Genomic DNA, 17,736 nt, shown 5'->3' on the forward strand with positions numbered 1-17,736 from the left:
GCAAGAACCTCTCATATCAAAGTATGTCTGATGTTCGGGAGGTTATGCAAATGGGGACGGAGGGCTGTTTTATTTTCCTCGCCTTGTTAGGGCGTGTTTTCAAAGTATCAATTTTGTCATGCTGAACGACGCGCGCGCAGAGTGAAGCATCCCTGACCTCAACGAAAAATATAGATTCTTCGCTCCACTGCGTTGCGCTCAGAATGACACCTTTGAGTTTTAAACAGCCCTGCCAAACTTGGGGAGAAAGGGGGGCTTTATTTAACTTTATTCTGAAAATACTGAGTTAACTTACTATTCAAATTTTAGTTAAAACTCCAGAACTCTACCTACTGTAAAAATATCCGATCTGAGCCTAGATCAAAAAATAATTCTAGGCTAATCAGATCAATTAATTAGGAAGCATAAACCTGGCGGTAATAGCTTTGATATTCTTCGGATAAAAGCGGTTCCCACCAACTGCGATGAGTTAAAAACCAACCGACCGTTTGTCGTAATCCTTCTTCAACGGTGACTAAAGGCGCCCAACCTAACTCGGTTTGAATCTTCGTCGCATCAATCGCATAACGGCGATCATGTCCGGGTCGATCTTTAACAAAGGTAATCAACTGTTCAGAAGGTTTGACAGGTAAATGGGGTGCCAGTTCATCCATAATTCGGCACAACATCTTGACTAAATCAATGTTTTTGACCTCATTATTACCGCCAACATTATAAGTTTCTCCAGGTTTTCCTTGATGAATCACGGTATCTAAAGCCCGACAATGATCAAGAACATATAACCAATCGCGAACATTTTGTCCATCTCCATAAACGGGTAAAGGTTTCCCTAACAAAATATTGATACACATCAACGGAATCAATTTTTCAGGGTAATGATAAGGCCCGTAATTGTTAGAACAATTGGTGATAATTGTGGGAACATTGTAGGTGTGATAGTAAGCTCTTGCTAAATGATCACTACCTGCTTTTGAGGCAGAATAGGGACTATTAGGAGCATAGGGAGTTGTTTCGGTAAAAGCCGGATCATCAGCGCTAAGACTACCATACACCTCGTCGGTAGACACATGAAGAAAGCGGTAATCAGGAGGACTACTTTGAGCATTCCAATGTTGGCGAAAAGCATCGAGTAGCGTAAACGAACCCACAACATTCGTTTGAATAAAAGCTCCTGGCCCTAAAATTGACCGATCAACATGGGACTCTGCTGCAAAATGAGCTACAGTGTTAATTTCTTCTTCCTGAAGTAATTTTTTCACCAGCGCACCATCGCAAATATCGCCCTGAACAAAGCGAAAATGCTCTTTATCCTCTAAAGTCGCTAAATTTTGACGATTTCCAGCGTAAGTCAACGCATCCAATACCACAACCCGATCTTCCGGGTAGGCGTGACACCAGTGATGGACAAAATTTGAGCCAATGAAACCTGCTCCCCCAGTCACCAACAATCGACGGGGCGAACTGTCTTCACTGTTATCGTAACTGTACTGCATTGCCACAGTGATTTCCTCCCAAAAATCTGCTTGTTTATCTAAAAACTTATCGAGCAGAGATGCTCTAAGCCCTGATCCTATATAACTTTGACCATTCTAACTACTCTATTGCGTCTGGGATAGAAAAATCCTGCCTTTTGAGCAATCCTTAATAAACCCCTCCATAAGTCGCCACTCAACCGTATTATTGATACAGTTTGTTTTATTTGTCGGCGTGAGGAGACTGAGTGTGAGTCAGCAAAACCTAATTAAGCTCGCCCAGCAGGGGGATTCCAGTGCAATTGCTACCTTAATTAATCAGGCATTACAATCCAAAGGAGTCGAAGCAAAAGCCACACGACGGGATCACCTCCTGTACATTTTACTTGAGTCCGAGGAACTGCCTAATCAATCGGCTTGCATTCGAGTTATCCAGAACGGTATGCTCCGTCTGGGAATCACTGCAATTACACTGATCACCATTAGAGGTCAAAAAAGTAGTCAGCCATCTTTAAATTGGACTGATACGATCGCACTCCAGACTTCTGTGGCATCTGCAAAAACCTGCGTGCCGACAAGAGAGAAAGAATCTGCCTTTGTGAAGGCAAAATCGATTCCCGCTCCATCCCATTTTATACCCACATCTGCTGACAAACCCAAAAAAGCCAAAAAACCTTCTTCTCGAACCGCCAAAAAACCTTCTCCCCCAGCCAAAAATCAAGCGGTTTCCTTCCCTATTCCTCAACTTTCACTGTCTCGATCTGTTAAACAGTTATTGATGGCGAGTTCAATTGGGTTGATGATGGCGCCGCTTTCGGGTTGGTTTTTTACACTTCAGCAAGATAGAATTTCTGAATTTTCTCGAACAATTGCTCAAACTTTTGCTTCAATTCCATCTCTGCTGACTTCTGGGCTGAAAAGTGTGGAACCGCCAAAATTTCCTCAACTTCCTCAATTTTCTTTTGCTTTTGCGGAATCTACACCTGTTCCTCTTTCGGTGAGTGAAGCAGAAACCCTGGCTAATCTGAATCGATTTTCGGAGTTAGCTTTGACTTCTTTACAAAATCCGATTAGTCCGGATATGCGGATTAAAATCAAAGCGGTGGGTGATATTATTCCGGGTACCAATTATCCTTCTAATAAACTTCCCGCTAGCAAAGAATCGTTGTTTCAAGATGTGAAACCTGCATTGCAAGGGGCGGATATTGTTTTTGGGAATTTTGAAAGCACTTTAACAAATTATCCTCGGAGTGCTAAAAATATTGGTCGGGGTTTGGTTTTTGCGTTCCGAACACCGCCCGAATATACTTCGATTTTAAAAGATGCGGGCTTTAATATTTTGAGTGTGGCAAATAATCATTCTTTTGATTTTTTTGAGGCGGGTTTTGATGATACGATTGATAATATTAATCAACTGGGAATGAAGGCGGTCGGACGTAAGGATGAAATTGTTTACCATGAAGTGAAAGGGGTAAAATTTGCCTTTATTGGGTTTAGTTATTTTCCCGTTCATAATAATATGTTAGATTTGGAAGCGTCTAAGGCGATTGTCAAAAAGGCAGAAGCAGAAGGCGCTGATGTGATTGTGATTTCTGTTCATGCTGGTGCAGAAGGAACTGCGGCTTTGAATGTTCGGAATAAAACGGAATATTTCTATGGGGAAAATCGCGGTAATAAGGTATTGTTTGCTCGAACTTTAATTGATGCGGGGGCGGATTTGGTGTTAGGACATGGGCCTCATGTTCCTCGGGCTTTAGAACTTTATAACGGTAAATTAATTGCTTATTCTTTAGGGAATTTTATGGGTTATCGTACCTTATCTACTAAAGCTCAACTCGGATATTCTTTGGTGTTGGAAGCGGATCTTGATCCGGTGGGAAATTTTAAAGGCGGTAAAATTATTCCGATTCAACTTGATAGCAAAGGAGTTCCTTTTCGAGATAATAATTTTCGCAGTGTGGGATTAATTCGGAGTCTGACTAAAAGTAACTTTCCGGAAACGCCGTTAGAAATTGATAGCCAAGGTCAGATTATCGTTAAATCAGACTAAAAAATAAGCAATTGCGATCTGGGGCAGTCTGAGTTTATACTTAATGTTAACATTTTGTAAACTTTTCTTTTAATCTGCACTTATGTATCCTGAATCTACGGTAATTGCTCCCATTTATATCTTTGTTGTGGCGACAACATTTTTTGCAGTCATGTTTGGGCTAATATTTAAAGATATGTTGGAGTACCAGGTGGCGTTGTGGACGACAAACCCTGAAGCTAACCCCAAAATTAATTACAAAACAGGTAATATTATTTTGGCTTACTCTGCAACTAGCCTCTTTGTTCTGTTTTCGGTTGCCTTCAGTTTAACTGTATTTGTACAGATTTTTTGGTTAGCCTCTGCGATCGCTTTTGCTGTTGTTATCCCGACTGCTTTGTTGATGTGGTTTCAACTCGGTTCAATGTTAGAACTTTGGTCTGAGAAGGGAATAGAAGCGGTTGATCTGGATTTTTTCGTCCTCAATGAAGCCTCAGAAAAAGCAACTGAGCTTGATCAAGTCAAAGGAAAATAAAACTTGACAAAAAACGCATAAGTTGAGATAATGACAGATTGTGTGTCATATCCCTGCTCGGATCAGGTTGAGACATCAGCAAATGTTGGTCTTGTGTTTTTGGGTTGATCGGGTTTAACTGACCATATCCGAGTGCTTGGGTTGAAGAATCTAGTCAACAAAGAAACACGCGCCAGCTACCTGTACGGCCAAATTTAATCATAATCTCATGAGTTACGCGATTATTGAAACGGGCGGCAAGCAAATACGAGTTGAACCCGGTCGGTTTTATGATATCGAACTGCTTGCTGTAGAACCCGACGAAAAAGTGACCATCGATAAAGTGTTGTTAGTCAAGCATGAAGATGATATTCATGTTGGTCAACCTTGGGTCGAGGGCGCGACGGTAGAAGGGACGGTTTTACGCCACTTTCGGGGACGCAAGGTGATTGTCTACAAGATGCGACCGAAAAAGAAAACCCGCAAAAAACGAGGACATCGCCAGGAGATTACTCGGTTGATGATTAATGCAATCTCCTTCAATGGTTCTGTGTTAGCCAGCAGCAGCGAGGAACAAAAGGAAACGCCTGTACTTGTTTCTGATAGCGCCGCAGAACTTCCTGTAGAGACTGAAACGGCTTCGGTCACATCGGAAGCGGAGTAGCAAAAAGGCTGAGAAGGGGGTTAACTGGCTCAATTTTGCCAATCAAAAGCCCATAATAATAGTAAAGTGAACTGTTGCAGAGGAAATCATGGCTCATAAGAAAGGAACAGGAAGTACCCGTAACGGTCGCGACTCTAACGCCCAACGGTTGGGTGTAAAGCGATATGGTGGTCAGGTTGTTAGCGCGGGTAGTATTTTAGTCCGTCAACGGGGTTGTAAGTTTCACCCCGGTAATAATGTTGGCATTGGTAGAGATGACACCTTGTTTGCCAAAATTGATGGAATTGTTACCTTTGAACGCAAGGGAAAAAGCCGCAAAAAAATTAGTGTGTATTCCATCCCTGAAACTGAAGCTGAACCTGTATTAGCAACGGCTGAGGCTTCCTAGTCGAATTGTCTAGAAGTTTATGCTGTGTTCGGGCTATCTTTAGCCCGTTTTTTTGTCTAAAATTACCAAAAGAATTTTTAGATTACTCGGGTAATCTCTCTATCAAAATAGTTTTAAAAGTTCTGTCCGATAAAATACTGTCATCACTTTAGTTTTGTCACCTAGCTTTAGCAATATATAGTCTTGAACCTCGGTCAGATTTTTGTCAATTTCCGACTCTGACGTGGATTGATTGGGTTGAAAAATGGGTCAAAAGATCAAAAACGGAATCCCAGCAAAATGTCATCAAATCACCACAAAAAAAGACTCAAAATTTCGCGAGATCTCTTGATAGTTTTAGAAAAATGTTATACATTTAACAGTATGAAGATTAAAACTGCTCTAAAGTCCACGAACTCTTGGAATCAGTAAAGATTATCTGATCCATAATTTTTTCTGAACATTCCCAAGCCATCAAGAGCATAACTTCACTCCAAACGTTTATCTATCGTTCTCCAGGTAAACTATCGCTCCCAATCTAGTCACTGAATGTTCGTATACTTTATTGCATTTAATCGGTTTAGTCTATGTCAAGATCTACAATATTGCTAACCTCTTGAAAGCACAACAGCTCTAGTCAACAGATACAACTTTCGATCAAGCCTGTGGATAACTTCAGATTGAGTTGAATTCGTCTTTAGTCTAGTTTTTTGGAAAATTTGTAGATTGAGACGCAGCAAAAGTTTCTGCATCGTTCCTGGTCAAGATCAGGATCAAATTCCATCTATACAAGGAAAATCTAACCCATGAAAAGCACTACAAAAGATTACCGTCATATCCAATTCTGTGATGATCGTTCCCAAGTAGATATCAAACAACTCCAAACTTTATTTAAACTCGCTGCATTTTGGGCAAGAGAACGATGCTCAGAAGACTTGGAAATTGCAGTCGCCAACAGTAATCCTATTGTGACCGCTTGGGATGGAGAAGAAATGATTGGTTTTGCACGCGGTACTTCTGATGGTATTTATCGCGCTACCATTTGGGATGTGGTGATTCATCCCGATTATCAAGGCGGTGGACTCGGACGAAAATTGGTGGAAACGGTTTTAAGTCATCCCTTAATGTGTCGAGTTGAACGGGTTTATCTGATGACCACTCATCAACAAAAATTTTATGAGCGGATTGGCTTTGAATATAACCAAAGTACCACGATGGTTTTATACAATCAGCCGATGGAAAGTTTACCCCGAACCGAACACAATAGTGTCAATCAAACGGCAGATGCAGTCAGTATTGGTGGCTAAGTTTTTATTTTTGTGAATCGTTTTTGGGTTGAATTGATCAAGCTAAAGGGAGTGAGCATTGAGTGCGAGTAAAATTAGAATCCTCTCCCTCTGTCGGTATCGCAACGACTTCTAGAGATCCGTTCATCAATGCCATCAGGGTTTGATTCATCAACAACCGCATTCCCGGCGATAATTGATGAGCGTCAGTTGAAGAAATAGAAGTCAAAGCCGTTTCTAGAGGAGACTTTTCTAAAGTCAACTTGAGTAAATCCCAAGACTCACTCCAGGCACTGACTGGACGTTGATCATCAACCCAAACATAAATCGATTTTGATTCCGGGGCCGTCTGGCAAGAGATGATCACACTTCCATGTTCCATTTGAGCAATTGCTGTATCCACCAGACTTAATAAAACTTGTGTAAGTCGAGGTCGATCCGCCAAAACTTTAACTTGAGTGTCAGGCATTTGAAACTTGAGGCGAATACTGCCGTTAGCGGCTTGGAGATGAGTTAAATCCTCAACTTCTTCAAGGATCTCACTCAAAGAAAGCGGTTGGATATTCATCTTTTCCGTACCATGATCCGTTTTGGCAACGTGGATAATTTCATCGAGTTGTTCGACAAATTTTAAAGCGGAAAGATAGGCTTGCTGGATAAACTCTTTTTCTTCTTCGGGACTCTCACACAAATCCGACAAAATTAACTGAAGCGTGCCAATAATACTATTGATCGGCGATCGCAATTCGTGGGAAGTCCGAGCCAGAAACCCGGCCTTAAACAGACTCATCTCCAGGGCCATCCGATAAGCCAATTGAGTCTGCTTTAATTGATCCGAAATTTGGTAGAACTGCTCAGAAGGCGTTATGGGTTCGGGTTGGGTGTTGAATTTAGACGGTTTTTCCGCCTTGTTCGGCAACATTTCCTTGACTCCCCACCCTAAGCCTAGCCCCACTGCCAAATACAGAAATTCACTCCAACCCATGAGCTTAGTATCTCTTGCTAAGTTTTATTGAAATTTTAACCTGATTGCCGCTCTCAGAAACCGACAAGAACCTTAGATAATCTCTAACTATCTGGGTTCTTCGTTCTGTTCTTGCTTCGATGTAGTGATGTCGGCATCTACTACTCCACAAGCTGACACGGGCAAGCTACCCGCCAACGCCGCCAAGTTTCTAGCGGCATTTAAGTCCCTGTCTAACTCAAAATGGCAATCATCACAGATGAATGTTCGCTCAGATAAAGATAGAGACTCTTTAATCGTTCCACAGTTGGAACAAGTTTTAGAACTCGGAAACCATCGGTCTACAATAACAAGCTCAGAACCATACAACTTACATTTATATTCAAGTTGTCTTCTGAACTCATCTAGATTTCGGCAGGAGACCCACGCCAGAAGTCTGAGTTGGCGATGGGAGGAATGCCGCGACCTATAAAGTTTACAAAAAACCCCTGCTTGAGATATTGTAGGGGTATGACGCAAGCAATAACGGTCAAATGCAAGTTGATAGTCCCACCAGACTTGACCCAATCGGTCGATGAAACTTTGGTGGGATTTTCCGATGCTTGTAACCAAATATTGCTCGAGGCAAAAGAACAGAACTGTTGGAACACAACCAAGCTGCATCACCTGACCTACAAACCCGTCAGAGAGGCGACGGGGTTGAAGGCTAACCACGTTTGTCAAGCCATCAGAAGGGTTGTTAACCAACACAAAACTACCAAACAAATCCACAAGTTTCGACCAACAAGTGTCTCTCTTGACGCAAGAACATTCAAATATATTGAGTCCTTGCAAAAAGTTGGAGTCACACTTAAGTCGGGACGGACTAATTTTGAGTTGAAAATTGGTGGCTATCAAATCGCATTGCTTAGAGGTCAACTCCCCACAAGTGCCACGCTTTCTAAGAGTAGGAATGGCAACTATTACATCAATATAGTAGTTGAAGTTCCCACCCAACCCAAAGGGAAAACTCCGAAAGTGTTGGGTGTCGATTTGGGGCTTCGAGATCTTGCAACAACAAGTACAGGAAAAACCTGGGATGGCAAGCAATTGAGGCAAACCCGAGCCAAGTTTGTCCGTGTTCGCGCCTCGATTCAATCCAAACGCACTAAGTCCGCAAAACGCCTGCTTAGAAGGCTCTCTGGAAAGGAATCGAGGTTTCGGGCATTGGGTCAATCACAACATCAGCAAACAGCTTGTACAAGAGGCTGAACAACTTAATTCGGCAATTGCTTTTGAAGACTTGTCGGGTATTCGACTGAGAACGAAAGTTAGGAAGAAAACCCGAACAGAAATCAATAGATGGGCTTTTTTTCAGTTGAGATTGTTCACAGAATACAAAGCCCGTATTGCTGGAATTAGTGTGATCTTGGTTGAGCCGAGATACACCTCTCAAACCTGTTCGAGATGTCACCACATCCACCCTCAAAAAGGAAAATCTTACCGAAAGGGAAAGATTTTTAAGTGTGGTTTTTGTGGCGCGTGAACATGATGCCGATGTTAATGGGGCGTTAAATATCTCTCAACTTGCGGAAACTTGGCAATTTCTGTCCGGCCAAAGTTTTCAAGATGGGGCTGCCGTAAATCAGCCTGAAATCTCGACCTATTCCTGTCAGTGGTCGGGACAGCTTTTGTTGTTTCCCGATGGGACTGGGTTAGGGATAAAGCCCACGTCATAAGTGTTTATACGTTGGCGTTGGGTAGTTTACAAGAGATTATGGGAAACTGTTACAGCCCCTTGTCGTAAGATATTCCAAGTTCCTTCTCGATTCCACTTAATTACCGTCGAGGGAACACAAGAGACTTCTGAAACAACTTTCAACTCGCCAGGATCAAGGGTGAACACTTGGGGAAACTGTACCTCAATTTCAGCCATAGTTAATAACGGAGGTTGACCCGATAAATTGGCGCTGGTCGTCGCTAATGGCCCGGTTCGTTGGAGAATAGCGCGAGAAATCTCAGCGTTAGGTATCCGCAAACCAATCGTTGTCGGATCACTCGGGTTCATTGCTCGAGGAACCTTCTCACTCGCAGGTAAAACTAACGTTAAGGCTCCCGGCCAATACTGACGAGCCATTTGACTCCAAACTTGCAACTCCTCAACCGTCCCTTGCACAAACGGCCAAAGTGACTCCGGTGTTGCTCCCATCAAAATTAAGGGTTTATCCGCAGATCGTTGTTTGAGTTGAAAAATCAACTCCGCTTGTTGGGGTTGAACCGCCAACGCAGGTACGGTATCGGTGGGAAAACTCACCACCTGATCCCCTGAAATTGCGGCTTCAACGAGGGTATCCAAAGAAACTTGTACCATTGCTCCGTGTTTACAGTCGTGAGGTTTTAGACGTTGAGATCTCCCAATCTCCCCGTCAATTCAGTCTTACTGGTATCTGGCGAGGACAAATCGTTCAATTCCTGCCAAATCTCTAATTTGTTCAATCTGAGTGTAACAGCCTTGATCCTTGAGGAGTTCAACCACCTGTTCCCCTTGTCCGGCCATCATTTCTACCAGCCAAACCCCTCCAGAATGCAAATAAGCGGGTGCCGTTTGAACGAGATGTTGAATACAATCTAACCCCGATTCTCCGCCGTCTAGGGCTAAATGAGGTTCATGTCGAGCCACCTCTGGTTGTAAGGTCGAAAGCATTGCAGTCGGAATATAAGGCGGATTAGATACCATCCCACTGACTTTTCCCCGCAAACAGTCTAACGGTTCCCACCATCGACCCTGATAGAACGCAATTCGGTCTGCAAACCCCAAATCTTGAGCATTTTTTTGAGCGATCGCCAACGCTTCTCGACTACAATCAACGGCATGAATAGAAGCCTCTGTTAAAACGGACGCTAACCCTAAAGCAATCGCTCCACTCCCCGTTCCCAAATCTACCCAATGTCCGAGTTGAAGATTCTGATCGCAGATCTGAGATTGACGTTGAATCAATCCGACTACTAAATCAACGATCAATTCGGTTTCGGGTCTAGGAATCAAAACCGCAGGAGAAACCGTCAGCCCAAAATGCCGCCAACCCGCTACCCCGGTGAGATATTGTAGGGGAACTCGTTCCTTGACTCGTCGTTCCCACAACTGCATAAATTCTCGCCAGGGAAGACGTAAGTTGATCTCAGGCTGATCTTTAAACGATCCCAAACGGAGGGTGAGGCGATCTAACCCCACCCATTCTTGTAACAACCCATCTACTTCCCTGGGGGGAATATCGGCAGCAATGGCTTCTGCTTTTGCCTTTTGTGACCATTCCCAGAGCTGTTGACCTGTGATCACGGCATTCTCTTTCATACTGAAAATTTGCGCGTGTTGCTGACTCAACCGTTGATCTGATTAAGCTTTCGAGCGGTTACTGACCCGAAGATTGTCGTTGTTGTTGGATAAATTCTACAGTTTCGCGAGGAGGAATCAAAATCACCAAATCTAAAAATTGGTCACTATCTGTCCGAAACGCTTCCAGTAAAACTTCTAACGGTACCACCTCGATTTTGACCGACGAAATTAAATCCGGTTGTTGAGTTTTAAATTGTTCCAGCATTCCCTGTAAGTCTTCTTTGGTGAAAAAGAAAGGAATCGCCTGTTTATCGCCCTGTTGTACAGTAATTACTCGATCATCTGCTCCAGCTCTTGCCAAAAATAATGGCACTCCTCTAAACTGATTAACATCTTGACCGTTGGCTTCTAAAACAGCCTTTGCAGAGTTTAATTGTTGTTGAGTTGGAACAAAAGCAAACATCAACCGTTCTGGATCGCTTTGATTTTGTTGACCAATTTCATAAATTTTTCCGAGAGGAACTGCTGTGACTTGAACTGAGGAAGCTAACTCAGGATTTTGGGTTTTTAACTCATTAATAAAAGCTTGAGCATCCTGACGACTAATATAAACTTCGACAACAGAAGCACTCTGACCTTGACTTTGAGCCGTTCCCACTAAAGGAGAACCTTCAGAATCTGTAATCGTAAAAACAGGAACCGCACCCAATTTTTCTAATACTTCGTTAGGGGTGAGTGCGAATGCGGGTTGAATTCCAATGGGTAAAAAGCTAGGTAGACGAGAAGGTAAGCCCGGGTTAATGAGTAAATGACTACCTATTATTCCTAATACCAAACTTAAACGAGCCAGTGATTTCATCATTTTTGCCTATTTTTATGTTGAAAGAACATTACATCAAGGGTTAGACCTATGGGGTAGATCTCAGTGTCACACAAAGCAGTTTTATTTTACCGACTCTCGATTTTTTGCGGTATCTTATAGGTCTGCCAAACACTGTTTGAATAACTCATGCTGGAGAGAATTTATCTTCTCTTTCTGATCAAACTGAGACAGCTTCATAGACGACCCAACTCCCGGTTTTTATCCCAAAAATGTCTTTTAATTTTTTGATTATGGACTATTTAACCATAGTTTTGACTGATCCTACCATAATCCCCTCTAACCCGTGTGAGCAGAGGAGCAACTCTAACCTGTCCGCCTGAAAGCGATATCCGACTGTCTTTACACTCATTATTGTTTAACCCTCTTTCTAGATTTAGATTAGAAATCGGGATAATCAAGATATGATTGTCACCGGGGCCTTGTTTTGTTCTCTGTCTCTTGCTGATCTCTGACTTGTACTCAATTCATACTGTGTATAATTTTATAGGTGTAAGAGTTGATTCAGAAGAACAGTCAAGAAATGACAATTTACTTTTATAGCAGTCGCGAGGAACAGTACGGTTGTTTTTCTAACTTTTCCTATCACGGTTTTGTACTCGATGAATTGTGGTGGCCAACAAACGAACATTATTTTCAAGCCCAAAAGTTTGTTTCTACAGATCCAGAGTGGTTTACAAAAATTCAGACTGCAAAAACGCCTGCACAATCAGCGAGAATGGGACGCAGCCGTGAACATCCTCTACGTTCAGACTGGGAAGAAGTCAAAGATGAAATTATGCAAAAAGTCGTTTTATGTAAGTTTCAAACTCATGCAGATATTCGAGAAATATTACTATCAACGGGTGATGAATTCATTGTCGAAAATTCTCCAATTGATTATTATTGGGGGTGTGGTCAAGATGGCAGTGGAAAGAATAAACTCGGCGAGATTTTAATGGCGGTTCGTGAAATTTTACGTCAATCTTAACCTTTTTAGTGAGTTTCGCCTCTGAAATCAACCTGAGAAAGACAGTTAAAAAATGCTGTTAGCCTCAGACGAGTAGAGGTGATTTCTAATTCTTCTGGAATAACAGTAGTAAGTCTTCAAGTCTATACTAGAGAGCTGAGATTAAAAGTTTTGATCAAGTTTTAAGAAAACTTTTTGAGAACCCATAGAAGTTTTTCTTTCACAGGGCGTCGATGAGCTGAACCTGCTTTTTCAGCCAGTAACTTATCATAATTTTTTTGAAACCAATCATAGCTTTCACGAAACATTTCATCATTAGAATATTTAGGTTTCCAGCCGAGTTCTAGCAGAGGATTGACATCAAAATAAAACTCTTTATGATAGGTTAAGTAATGCCAAGGCGCGAGGGGACTCAAACCAACTAAATCTAAAATTCTCAAGGTATTAATGGTCAATCCTGTAGGTAGACTTTTGACTTGTGATTTTGTTCCCGCATAAGCAATTAAGTTTTCTAAACCTTCTCGTAGCGTTCCAAAACGATCAGTTCCCACATTATAAATTCCGGGTTTACCTAAATCAAGAGCGAGTAGATAAGCATCCATCAAATCTAAGGCGTGAATGAACTGAAATTTAATGTTTCCATCCCCAATCACGTATACATTTCTTCCTTCTTGAATCCATTCAAATAAAATCTGAAAAATACCCAGTCTTCCTTCTCCTAAAATTGTCCGAGGACGAATCACAATTAAAGGTAAATTTCCCTGTTCACAAACCTCACGAACGGCGATTTCTCCAGCGAGTTTAGCTCGACCATAAATTTCAACAGCTTTAGTGGGTGTGTCGTTATTAATCGGACATTGACAATCACCAAATAATGCACTAGAACTCATGTGAATAAAGCTTTGAACACCTGCTTTTACAGCTTCTTCTGCGGCGATTTGGCTTCCTTTTACATTCACCTCCCAAAACTTGTTACCGGATTTTGTTAGGGGAACTAAAGCAACGTTATGATGAACGATATCAATCCCTTTCATCGCTTTTGCAACCCCTTCGCGATCACGAATATCACACTGAATAAATTGGATATCTTTGGGGCGCGTAGGATCTTCCCAAATATCGAGGATGCTAACATCTTCTCCCCGTTCTTGTAAGCGTCGAGCAATTAAATTTCCTAAAAAACCAGAGCCACCTGTAACGAGATGTTTCATTGACTTTTGTTCACGCCTCACACAATTTGACTGCACAAATGATATAACGAAAGCTGTTCATTCGTAAAGGATTTAAAATGGAACTTACACGATCAATACAAAAATCCATTTATTTCAAGTTATTCGGGGGTATTATCCTCTGTAACTAAGCCTTCTGGGATAACAATATGAGAACCATTAGGGATCAATTCCTCCATAGTTTTCAAACACCCATTTTAAGCTGCGTCGCATTCCTTCTTCTAGGGAAATTTGAGGATTATAATTCAATTCTCGTCTGGCTTTGGCAATAGAACAGGCGATGGTTTTATTCATCTCAGATAGAACGTGTATTTTCTGTTGATAGAGTCCTAAAGATTGCAGTAAACTATCAACACCTAGAGCAACTTCACTGGCGATACCGGGTAGTTTTAACCGCTTATGTTTGCAGGTTTGATTAAATTCTGATTCTAATAATTTTTCCACAGTATCAATGATTTCATTCATTGAATAAGGACGTTCATCGGCAATCCAATAGGTTTCTCCGTTGGCTTTTTCGGTGAGGGCGGCTAACAGTAAACCCTGACACAAGTTATCAACATAAGCCATAGATCTGAGGTTATTTCCATCCCCAACAATCGGCCCTTTTCCCTCTCGAATCATCTGAAAAAATAGGGTTTGTCTAGGCGGTTGATTAGGGCCATAAAACCAGGGTGGACGCACAACAACGGTTTCTATTTTTCCCGCTTGATAATATTCTTTAACCGCTAATTCCATTAACATTTTAGAACGCCCATAGTTCATGTAAGGATTGTAGGGCGATTTTTCATCAAATAAATGATCGGGATGGGGATTACACCCACAGGGAGAATTAGAGGAAACAATAACCGCTCGTTTAATCCAGGTTTGAATGGCGGAATTCAGTAGGTTTTGGGTTCCTTCTACATTGATTTGATAAAATTCGTTGATTTTTTGAGGGTGAATAATTCCAGCAGTGTGAAATAAAACCGCATTTTTTGCTCCTTCACAAAAGCGATCGCAATCTTGAGAATTTCGTAGATCTCCTTTGAAAACTTCTATTTTATCGGAAATTTTTTCAAGAATTGTTGCATCTTGATGGGGTAAAATTAGACAGCGAATTTTGAGTGTTTCTGAGGGCTGACTTAAAGATTCACAATCTGTTAATCCTTGAGCTAAGGCTTTAACTAAACTGGTTCCTAGCCAGCCTAATGCTCCGGTTACTAAAACTAAATCTGTTTCAAATTCTATCATTTTTTTAAAGTTTTCCTAAAAATTTGAGTGCATTACGACGAGCAATTGCCATAATTGAACCTTGAGGATTGACACCTGGAGCAGTACAAAGTAAACTCGCATCAGAGATATATAAATTATCGAAACCATGAACCTTTCCAAAGGAATTTGCTGCACATTTTTCTAGATTTTCTCCCATCGGACAAGAAGACATCACATGAACGGTCATTAGGTTTGTCTGAGATTTTGGTAATAGATCTGGAATTTGTTTAAGGTCATCCGGTTGAGTTAATCGAGGGAAATTAGAAATACTAGGATACAATATTTTAGCTCCTGCTTCAAACAAAAGTTGAGATAATTTTTGCAGGGCTTCTGATAAGTCTTTTAAGTCCTGTTGAGTGAGATGATAGCGAACAAGCGGATCACGAAATCCGGGTAAACAGCGAACAGAACCTTGACCTGAACCTGTAATCATGGCATAATAAATCGCCATTTTTTGCCAATTTTGATCGACTTCATGTTTATATTGAGGATGATCGGTCATTCCCACGGCGAGATAAGGAGGCGAACTAATTGAACAACCAAAACTAAATCGAGGAGAAAATTCTTTGACTTGATGAACCGGAACACCCATGTCTTTTGAATTAACCGTTTCATTGAATTGAGCAATAACTTTAACGGTGGAGTGCATTTGTAAGCTATTCCCAATATTTTTGGTGATTCCACTACGTCTTAATAAAGCGGGTGTTTGAATGGCTCCACAACAAATAAATAGAGTTTTTGCTTGAATTTTTACCGTTTGTTGGGATTGTAAATCGGGGATATATTCTCCTTTAATCAACCATTGATTTCCCTGTTGTTTGATTGAGTTTATTCGAGTATTTGTTAATAGTTTGCAGCCTGCATCTATTGCTCTAGGAATAAAGGTTTGAGTCATTGACTGTCGGGTTCCTTTTGGAGTGACAGCAGAATCGGTTTGTTCTTGATACCGAAACCAACGAGGTACTTCTAAAGATTGCCAACCTAAACTGACTGCTCCCTGATGAAGTTTAAGAGAAGCAAGGGGAGGTTTTCCGGGTAATTTGCAGACGGTAACGGCTTGTTCACAGGCTTCAAAATGAGGTAATAATTCAGCTTCTGTTAGACTTTCTACTGCAAATTCAGTTTGCCATTTTTCTAATATTTCGGGAGGTGTTCGATGATAAAGCCCGCTATTAATTTCACTTCCACCTCCGACACATCGCCCTTCTACATATTGAATTTTAGGCTTTCCAAATGCTGCGGTTAAACCTCCGTTGCGATATTTTTGTTCGAGTTCAACTTGAGAAAAAGCACGACAAGATTCTAAAGAAAAATAGGAACCTTCTTCGATTAATAAAACGTCTCGTCCTGCTTCGGCTAATAGACAAGCTGTAATTGCTCCTCCTGGGCCTGAACCGATCACGGCAATTTCACAAGTTAGAGGCGATTTAGGATGAGTAATTCTGTGATTTTGTACGGATTTAGACATCAACTTAACTTTTTCTTTGATTTTAATTTAATTCTTTTATTTGCTCGGATTTCCAACAGAGTACCACTAGACTTTCATAAAAGCGCATCAAATCTCTACAAATACTAATCGGTGCATTTTTCCAAGCTAAAATTTGACACCAACGCATTGTGTGAGGTTGACGAGAAAAGGGATAACCTCTTACTATAAAACCCCAGAAATTAAAGAGGATTGTCAAGCATACAATCGGAAACCGAAGATAATCTGGCATTCGGTTGTGTTGTTGCAAAACAAAGCGAACGACATCATTATGGGGGAAAACACTACTTGAGTGAATCGGTTCACCGGACTGCTGAATGATAGAGTAGCATAGCGCTGATGCTGTATTTTTGAAAAGCTGATTGATCATTATAAGGATAGCGAATAAAAATTGATCAGAATGATTGATCGTTAGAGTATTGACAGTTCAACAGTCATAGTATATCATTTTAATCTTAAAATCATTGAGAATTAAATCTTAAATGAAATTGCTAGAAACTCAGATCGAAGAAGCGAAAAATGATTCTATTTTTTACAAGTTTATCTGGATTTTATATCTTGTACCGATATTATCAACTTTTTGGCTAATTAAAAGATATGGAGTCGATGTCCCGGTTTGGGTTGATCAATGGTCTTTGGTTGATTTATTTGAGGCAATTTCTTCAATTGATTTATCCTCTGTTTTGGCTGAACTGTGGGAATTAAACAATAATCATCGTATGATTTTTCCTAAAATTATCTTTGCGGTGACTGCTTTTTTTTCTAACTGGAATATTTTTTATGAACTCTATTGGAGTTTTAGTTTAGCTTTAATTACATTTTTACTCATTTATAAACTTTCAGAAATTACCAATCGAACTCAAAGTATTTTTTTGTTTCATGCAACAAATATAATTACCTGTTTTCTGATGTTCTCCTGGGTTCAATACAGCAATTGGCTATGGGGATTTCAAATTGCTCTCTATTTGATTAATTTTTGTGTTATTTTAGCTATCTTTATCTTCGCAAGCTTTTCTAAGTTTAACTCTCGAACCAAGCTAAAGTTGGCTGGATTTTTTTGTATTATTGCTAGTTTTTCTTCGGCACAGGGTTTAATGTCTTGGCTGGCTTTGATTCCATCAATTTCAACCCTAGAAGGTTCACCAATACAAAAAACAAAACGATTATTTTTATGGTTAACATCTTTTGTATTTTGTAGTTTTATTTATTCAATTCAGTACAACTCTATACCTGTTACTGAGTATTATGATATTGTTATCTACAATTCAATTTGGGATAAATTCAGAGTTTATATTCACTTCTTTTTCAATGTTGTCGCTGCACCGTTAACCGGAG

Annotated in this window: 19 protein-coding genes and 1 pseudogene; 10 read left to right on the plus strand and 10 right to left on the minus strand. The window is 40.8% G+C overall.

Annotation, left to right across the window (positions count from 1 at the left end; genetic code table 11):
- Window positions 1-395: 395 nt before the first annotated feature.
- A complete protein-coding gene (gene rfbB / locus L8106_RS09880; RefSeq protein ID WP_009784130.1) occupies window positions 396-1,493 on the minus strand; it encodes a dTDP-glucose 4,6-dehydratase in 1,098 nt (365 codons plus the stop codon).
- Window positions 1,494-1,722: 229 nt separating this feature from the next.
- Between rfbB and L8106_RS09885 the strand changes: the two genes are divergently transcribed.
- The 5 genes from L8106_RS09885 (at window position 1,723) to L8106_RS09905 (ending at window position 6,353) form a co-directional block, all read left to right on the plus strand.
- The gene (locus tag L8106_RS09885; RefSeq protein ID WP_009784131.1) at window positions 1,723-3,522 is read left to right on the plus strand and encodes a CapA family protein; all 1,800 of its coding nucleotides are present in this window, start codon (window positions 1,723-1,725) and stop codon (window positions 3,520-3,522) included.
- Window positions 3,523-3,604: 82 nt separating this feature from the next.
- Entirely contained in the window at window positions 3,605-4,036 is a 432-nt protein-coding gene (locus tag L8106_RS09890; protein WP_009784132.1) for a hypothetical protein, read from the plus strand.
- 208 nt (window positions 4,037-4,244) lie between these two features.
- Entirely contained in the window at window positions 4,245-4,679 is a 435-nt protein-coding gene (rplU, locus tag L8106_RS09895; RefSeq protein WP_009784133.1) for a 50S ribosomal protein L21, read from the plus strand.
- Between the two features lie 88 nt (window positions 4,680-4,767).
- Window positions 4,768-5,067: a 50S ribosomal protein L27 gene (gene rpmA, locus L8106_RS09900; protein ID WP_009784134.1), complete on the plus strand. Its 300-nt coding sequence runs from the start codon at window positions 4,768-4,770 to the stop codon at window positions 5,065-5,067.
- A gap of 785 nt (window positions 5,068-5,852) precedes the next feature.
- Window positions 5,853-6,353: a GNAT family N-acetyltransferase gene (locus L8106_RS09905; RefSeq protein WP_009784135.1), complete on the plus strand. Its 501-nt coding sequence runs from the start codon at window positions 5,853-5,855 to the stop codon at window positions 6,351-6,353.
- Window positions 6,354-6,390: 37 nt separating this feature from the next.
- On the opposite strand, the gene L8106_RS09910 is transcribed toward L8106_RS09905, so the two are convergent.
- Both L8106_RS09910 and L8106_RS34430 read right to left on the minus strand, forming a co-directional pair.
- Complete coding sequence (locus L8106_RS09910) at window positions 6,391-7,317, minus strand: sensor histidine kinase KdpD (RefSeq protein ID WP_009784136.1); 927 nt, start codon at window positions 7,315-7,317, stop codon at window positions 6,391-6,393.
- 87 nt (window positions 7,318-7,404) lie between these two features.
- Window positions 7,405-7,908 (minus strand): zinc ribbon domain-containing protein, encoded by a 504-nt coding sequence (locus L8106_RS34430; protein ID WP_369748122.1) that lies wholly within the window; start codon window positions 7,906-7,908, stop codon window positions 7,405-7,407.
- On the opposite strand from L8106_RS34430, the gene L8106_RS32910 reads away from it, so the two are divergent.
- The 3 genes from L8106_RS32910 to L8106_RS33585 are packed head-to-tail and all read left to right on the plus strand — an operon-like array spanning window position 7,807 to window position 9,014.
- Entirely contained in the window at window positions 7,807-8,547 is a 741-nt protein-coding gene (locus L8106_RS32910; RefSeq protein WP_009784137.1) for a transposase, read from the plus strand. The genes L8106_RS34430 and L8106_RS32910 overlap by 102 nt on opposite strands.
- 16 nt (window positions 8,548-8,563) lie before the next feature.
- Window positions 8,564-8,821, plus strand: coding sequence for a transposase (locus tag L8106_RS33580; RefSeq protein ID WP_232228457.1), 258 nt, complete (start codon window positions 8,564-8,566; stop codon window positions 8,819-8,821).
- Complete coding sequence (locus L8106_RS33585) at window positions 8,709-9,014, plus strand: hypothetical protein (protein ID WP_009784138.1); 306 nt, start codon at window positions 8,709-8,711, stop codon at window positions 9,012-9,014. Before L8106_RS33580 ends, L8106_RS33585 begins: the two co-directional genes overlap by 113 nt.
- 26 nt (window positions 9,015-9,040) lie before the next feature.
- Here the strand turns inward: L8106_RS33585 and L8106_RS09920 are convergent, their stop codons facing one another.
- From L8106_RS09920 to L8106_RS09930, 3 genes are all read right to left on the minus strand, one after another.
- Window positions 9,041-9,646, minus strand: coding sequence for an L-threonylcarbamoyladenylate synthase (locus L8106_RS09920; RefSeq protein ID WP_009784139.1), 606 nt, complete (start codon window positions 9,644-9,646; stop codon window positions 9,041-9,043).
- 66 nt (window positions 9,647-9,712) lie between these two features.
- A complete protein-coding gene (gene prmC, locus L8106_RS09925) occupies window positions 9,713-10,627 on the minus strand; it encodes a peptide chain release factor N(5)-glutamine methyltransferase (RefSeq protein WP_009784140.1) in 915 nt (304 codons plus the stop codon).
- A 58-nt stretch (window positions 10,628-10,685) separates the two neighbouring features.
- Window positions 10,686-11,471: a Tic22 family protein gene (locus L8106_RS09930; RefSeq protein ID WP_050779099.1), complete on the minus strand. Its 786-nt coding sequence runs from the start codon at window positions 11,469-11,471 to the stop codon at window positions 10,686-10,688.
- Between the two features lie 541 nt (window positions 11,472-12,012).
- On the opposite strand from L8106_RS09930, the gene L8106_RS09935 reads away from it, so the two are divergent.
- Complete coding sequence (locus tag L8106_RS09935; protein ID WP_009784142.1) at window positions 12,013-12,459, plus strand: NADAR family protein; 447 nt, start codon at window positions 12,013-12,015, stop codon at window positions 12,457-12,459.
- 161 nt (window positions 12,460-12,620) lie between these two features.
- On the opposite strand, the gene L8106_RS09940 is transcribed toward L8106_RS09935, so the two are convergent.
- From L8106_RS09940 to L8106_RS09955, 4 genes are all read right to left on the minus strand, one after another.
- Window positions 12,621-13,646, minus strand: a complete 1,026-nt coding sequence (locus L8106_RS09940) for an NAD(P)-dependent oxidoreductase (protein ID WP_009784143.1) — start codon at window positions 13,644-13,646, stop codon at window positions 12,621-12,623.
- A gap of 177 nt (window positions 13,647-13,823) precedes the next feature.
- Window positions 13,824-14,894, minus strand: coding sequence for an NAD(P)-dependent oxidoreductase (locus L8106_RS09945; protein ID WP_009784144.1), 1,071 nt, complete (start codon window positions 14,892-14,894; stop codon window positions 13,824-13,826).
- 4 nt (window positions 14,895-14,898) lie between these two features.
- Entirely contained in the window at window positions 14,899-16,383 is a 1,485-nt protein-coding gene (locus tag L8106_RS09950) for a GMC family oxidoreductase (RefSeq protein WP_009784145.1), read from the minus strand.
- A gap of 22 nt (window positions 16,384-16,405) precedes the next feature.
- Entirely contained in the window at window positions 16,406-16,771 is a 366-nt protein-coding gene (locus tag L8106_RS09955; RefSeq protein ID WP_009784146.1) for a hypothetical protein, read from the minus strand.
- 112 nt (window positions 16,772-16,883) lie between these two features.
- Here L8106_RS09955 and L8106_RS09960 point away from each other — a divergent pair.
- A pseudogene (locus tag L8106_RS09960) lies at window positions 16,884-17,736 on the plus strand (hypothetical protein); the annotation flags it as partial.

The organism is Lyngbya sp. PCC 8106, from assembly GCF_000169095.1.
Taxonomy (GTDB): Bacteria; Cyanobacteriota; Cyanobacteriia; order Cyanobacteriales; family Microcoleaceae; genus Capilliphycus.

Coding starts and splice junctions, on each gene's coding strand:
- L8106_RS09935 (WP_009784142.1), top strand. CDS start 12,013: ATGACAATTTACTTTTATAGCAGTCGCGAGGAACAGTACGGTTGTTTT.
- rfbB (WP_009784130.1), bottom strand. CDS start 1,493: ATGCAGTACAGTTACGATAACAGTGAAGACAGTTCGCCCCGTCGATTG.
- L8106_RS09955 (WP_009784146.1), bottom strand. CDS start 16,771: ATGATCAATCAGCTTTTCAAAAATACAGCATCAGCGCTATGCTACTCT.
- L8106_RS09890 (WP_009784132.1), top strand. CDS start 3,605: ATGTATCCTGAATCTACGGTAATTGCTCCCATTTATATCTTTGTTGTG.
- L8106_RS09930 (WP_050779099.1), bottom strand. CDS start 11,471: ATGATGAAATCACTGGCTCGTTTAAGTTTGGTATTAGGAATAATAGGT.
- rplU (WP_009784133.1), top strand. CDS start 4,245: ATGAGTTACGCGATTATTGAAACGGGCGGCAAGCAAATACGAGTTGAA.
- L8106_RS09920 (WP_009784139.1), bottom strand. CDS start 9,646: ATGGTACAAGTTTCTTTGGATACCCTCGTTGAAGCCGCAATTTCAGGG.
- rpmA (WP_009784134.1), top strand. CDS start 4,768: ATGGCTCATAAGAAAGGAACAGGAAGTACCCGTAACGGTCGCGACTCT.
- L8106_RS09910 (WP_009784136.1), bottom strand. CDS start 7,317: ATGGGTTGGAGTGAATTTCTGTATTTGGCAGTGGGGCTAGGCTTAGGG.
- L8106_RS09945 (WP_009784144.1), bottom strand. CDS start 14,894: ATGATAGAATTTGAAACAGATTTAGTTTTAGTAACCGGAGCATTAGGC.
- prmC (WP_009784140.1), bottom strand. CDS start 10,627: ATGAAAGAGAATGCCGTGATCACAGGTCAACAGCTCTGGGAATGGTCA.
- L8106_RS09950 (WP_009784145.1), bottom strand. CDS start 16,383: ATGTCTAAATCCGTACAAAATCACAGAATTACTCATCCTAAATCGCCT.
- L8106_RS32910 (WP_009784137.1), top strand. CDS start 7,807: ATGACGCAAGCAATAACGGTCAAATGCAAGTTGATAGTCCCACCAGAC.
- L8106_RS09905 (WP_009784135.1), top strand. CDS start 5,853: ATGAAAAGCACTACAAAAGATTACCGTCATATCCAATTCTGTGATGAT.
- L8106_RS09940 (WP_009784143.1), bottom strand. CDS start 13,646: ATGAAACATCTCGTTACAGGTGGCTCTGGTTTTTTAGGAAATTTAATT.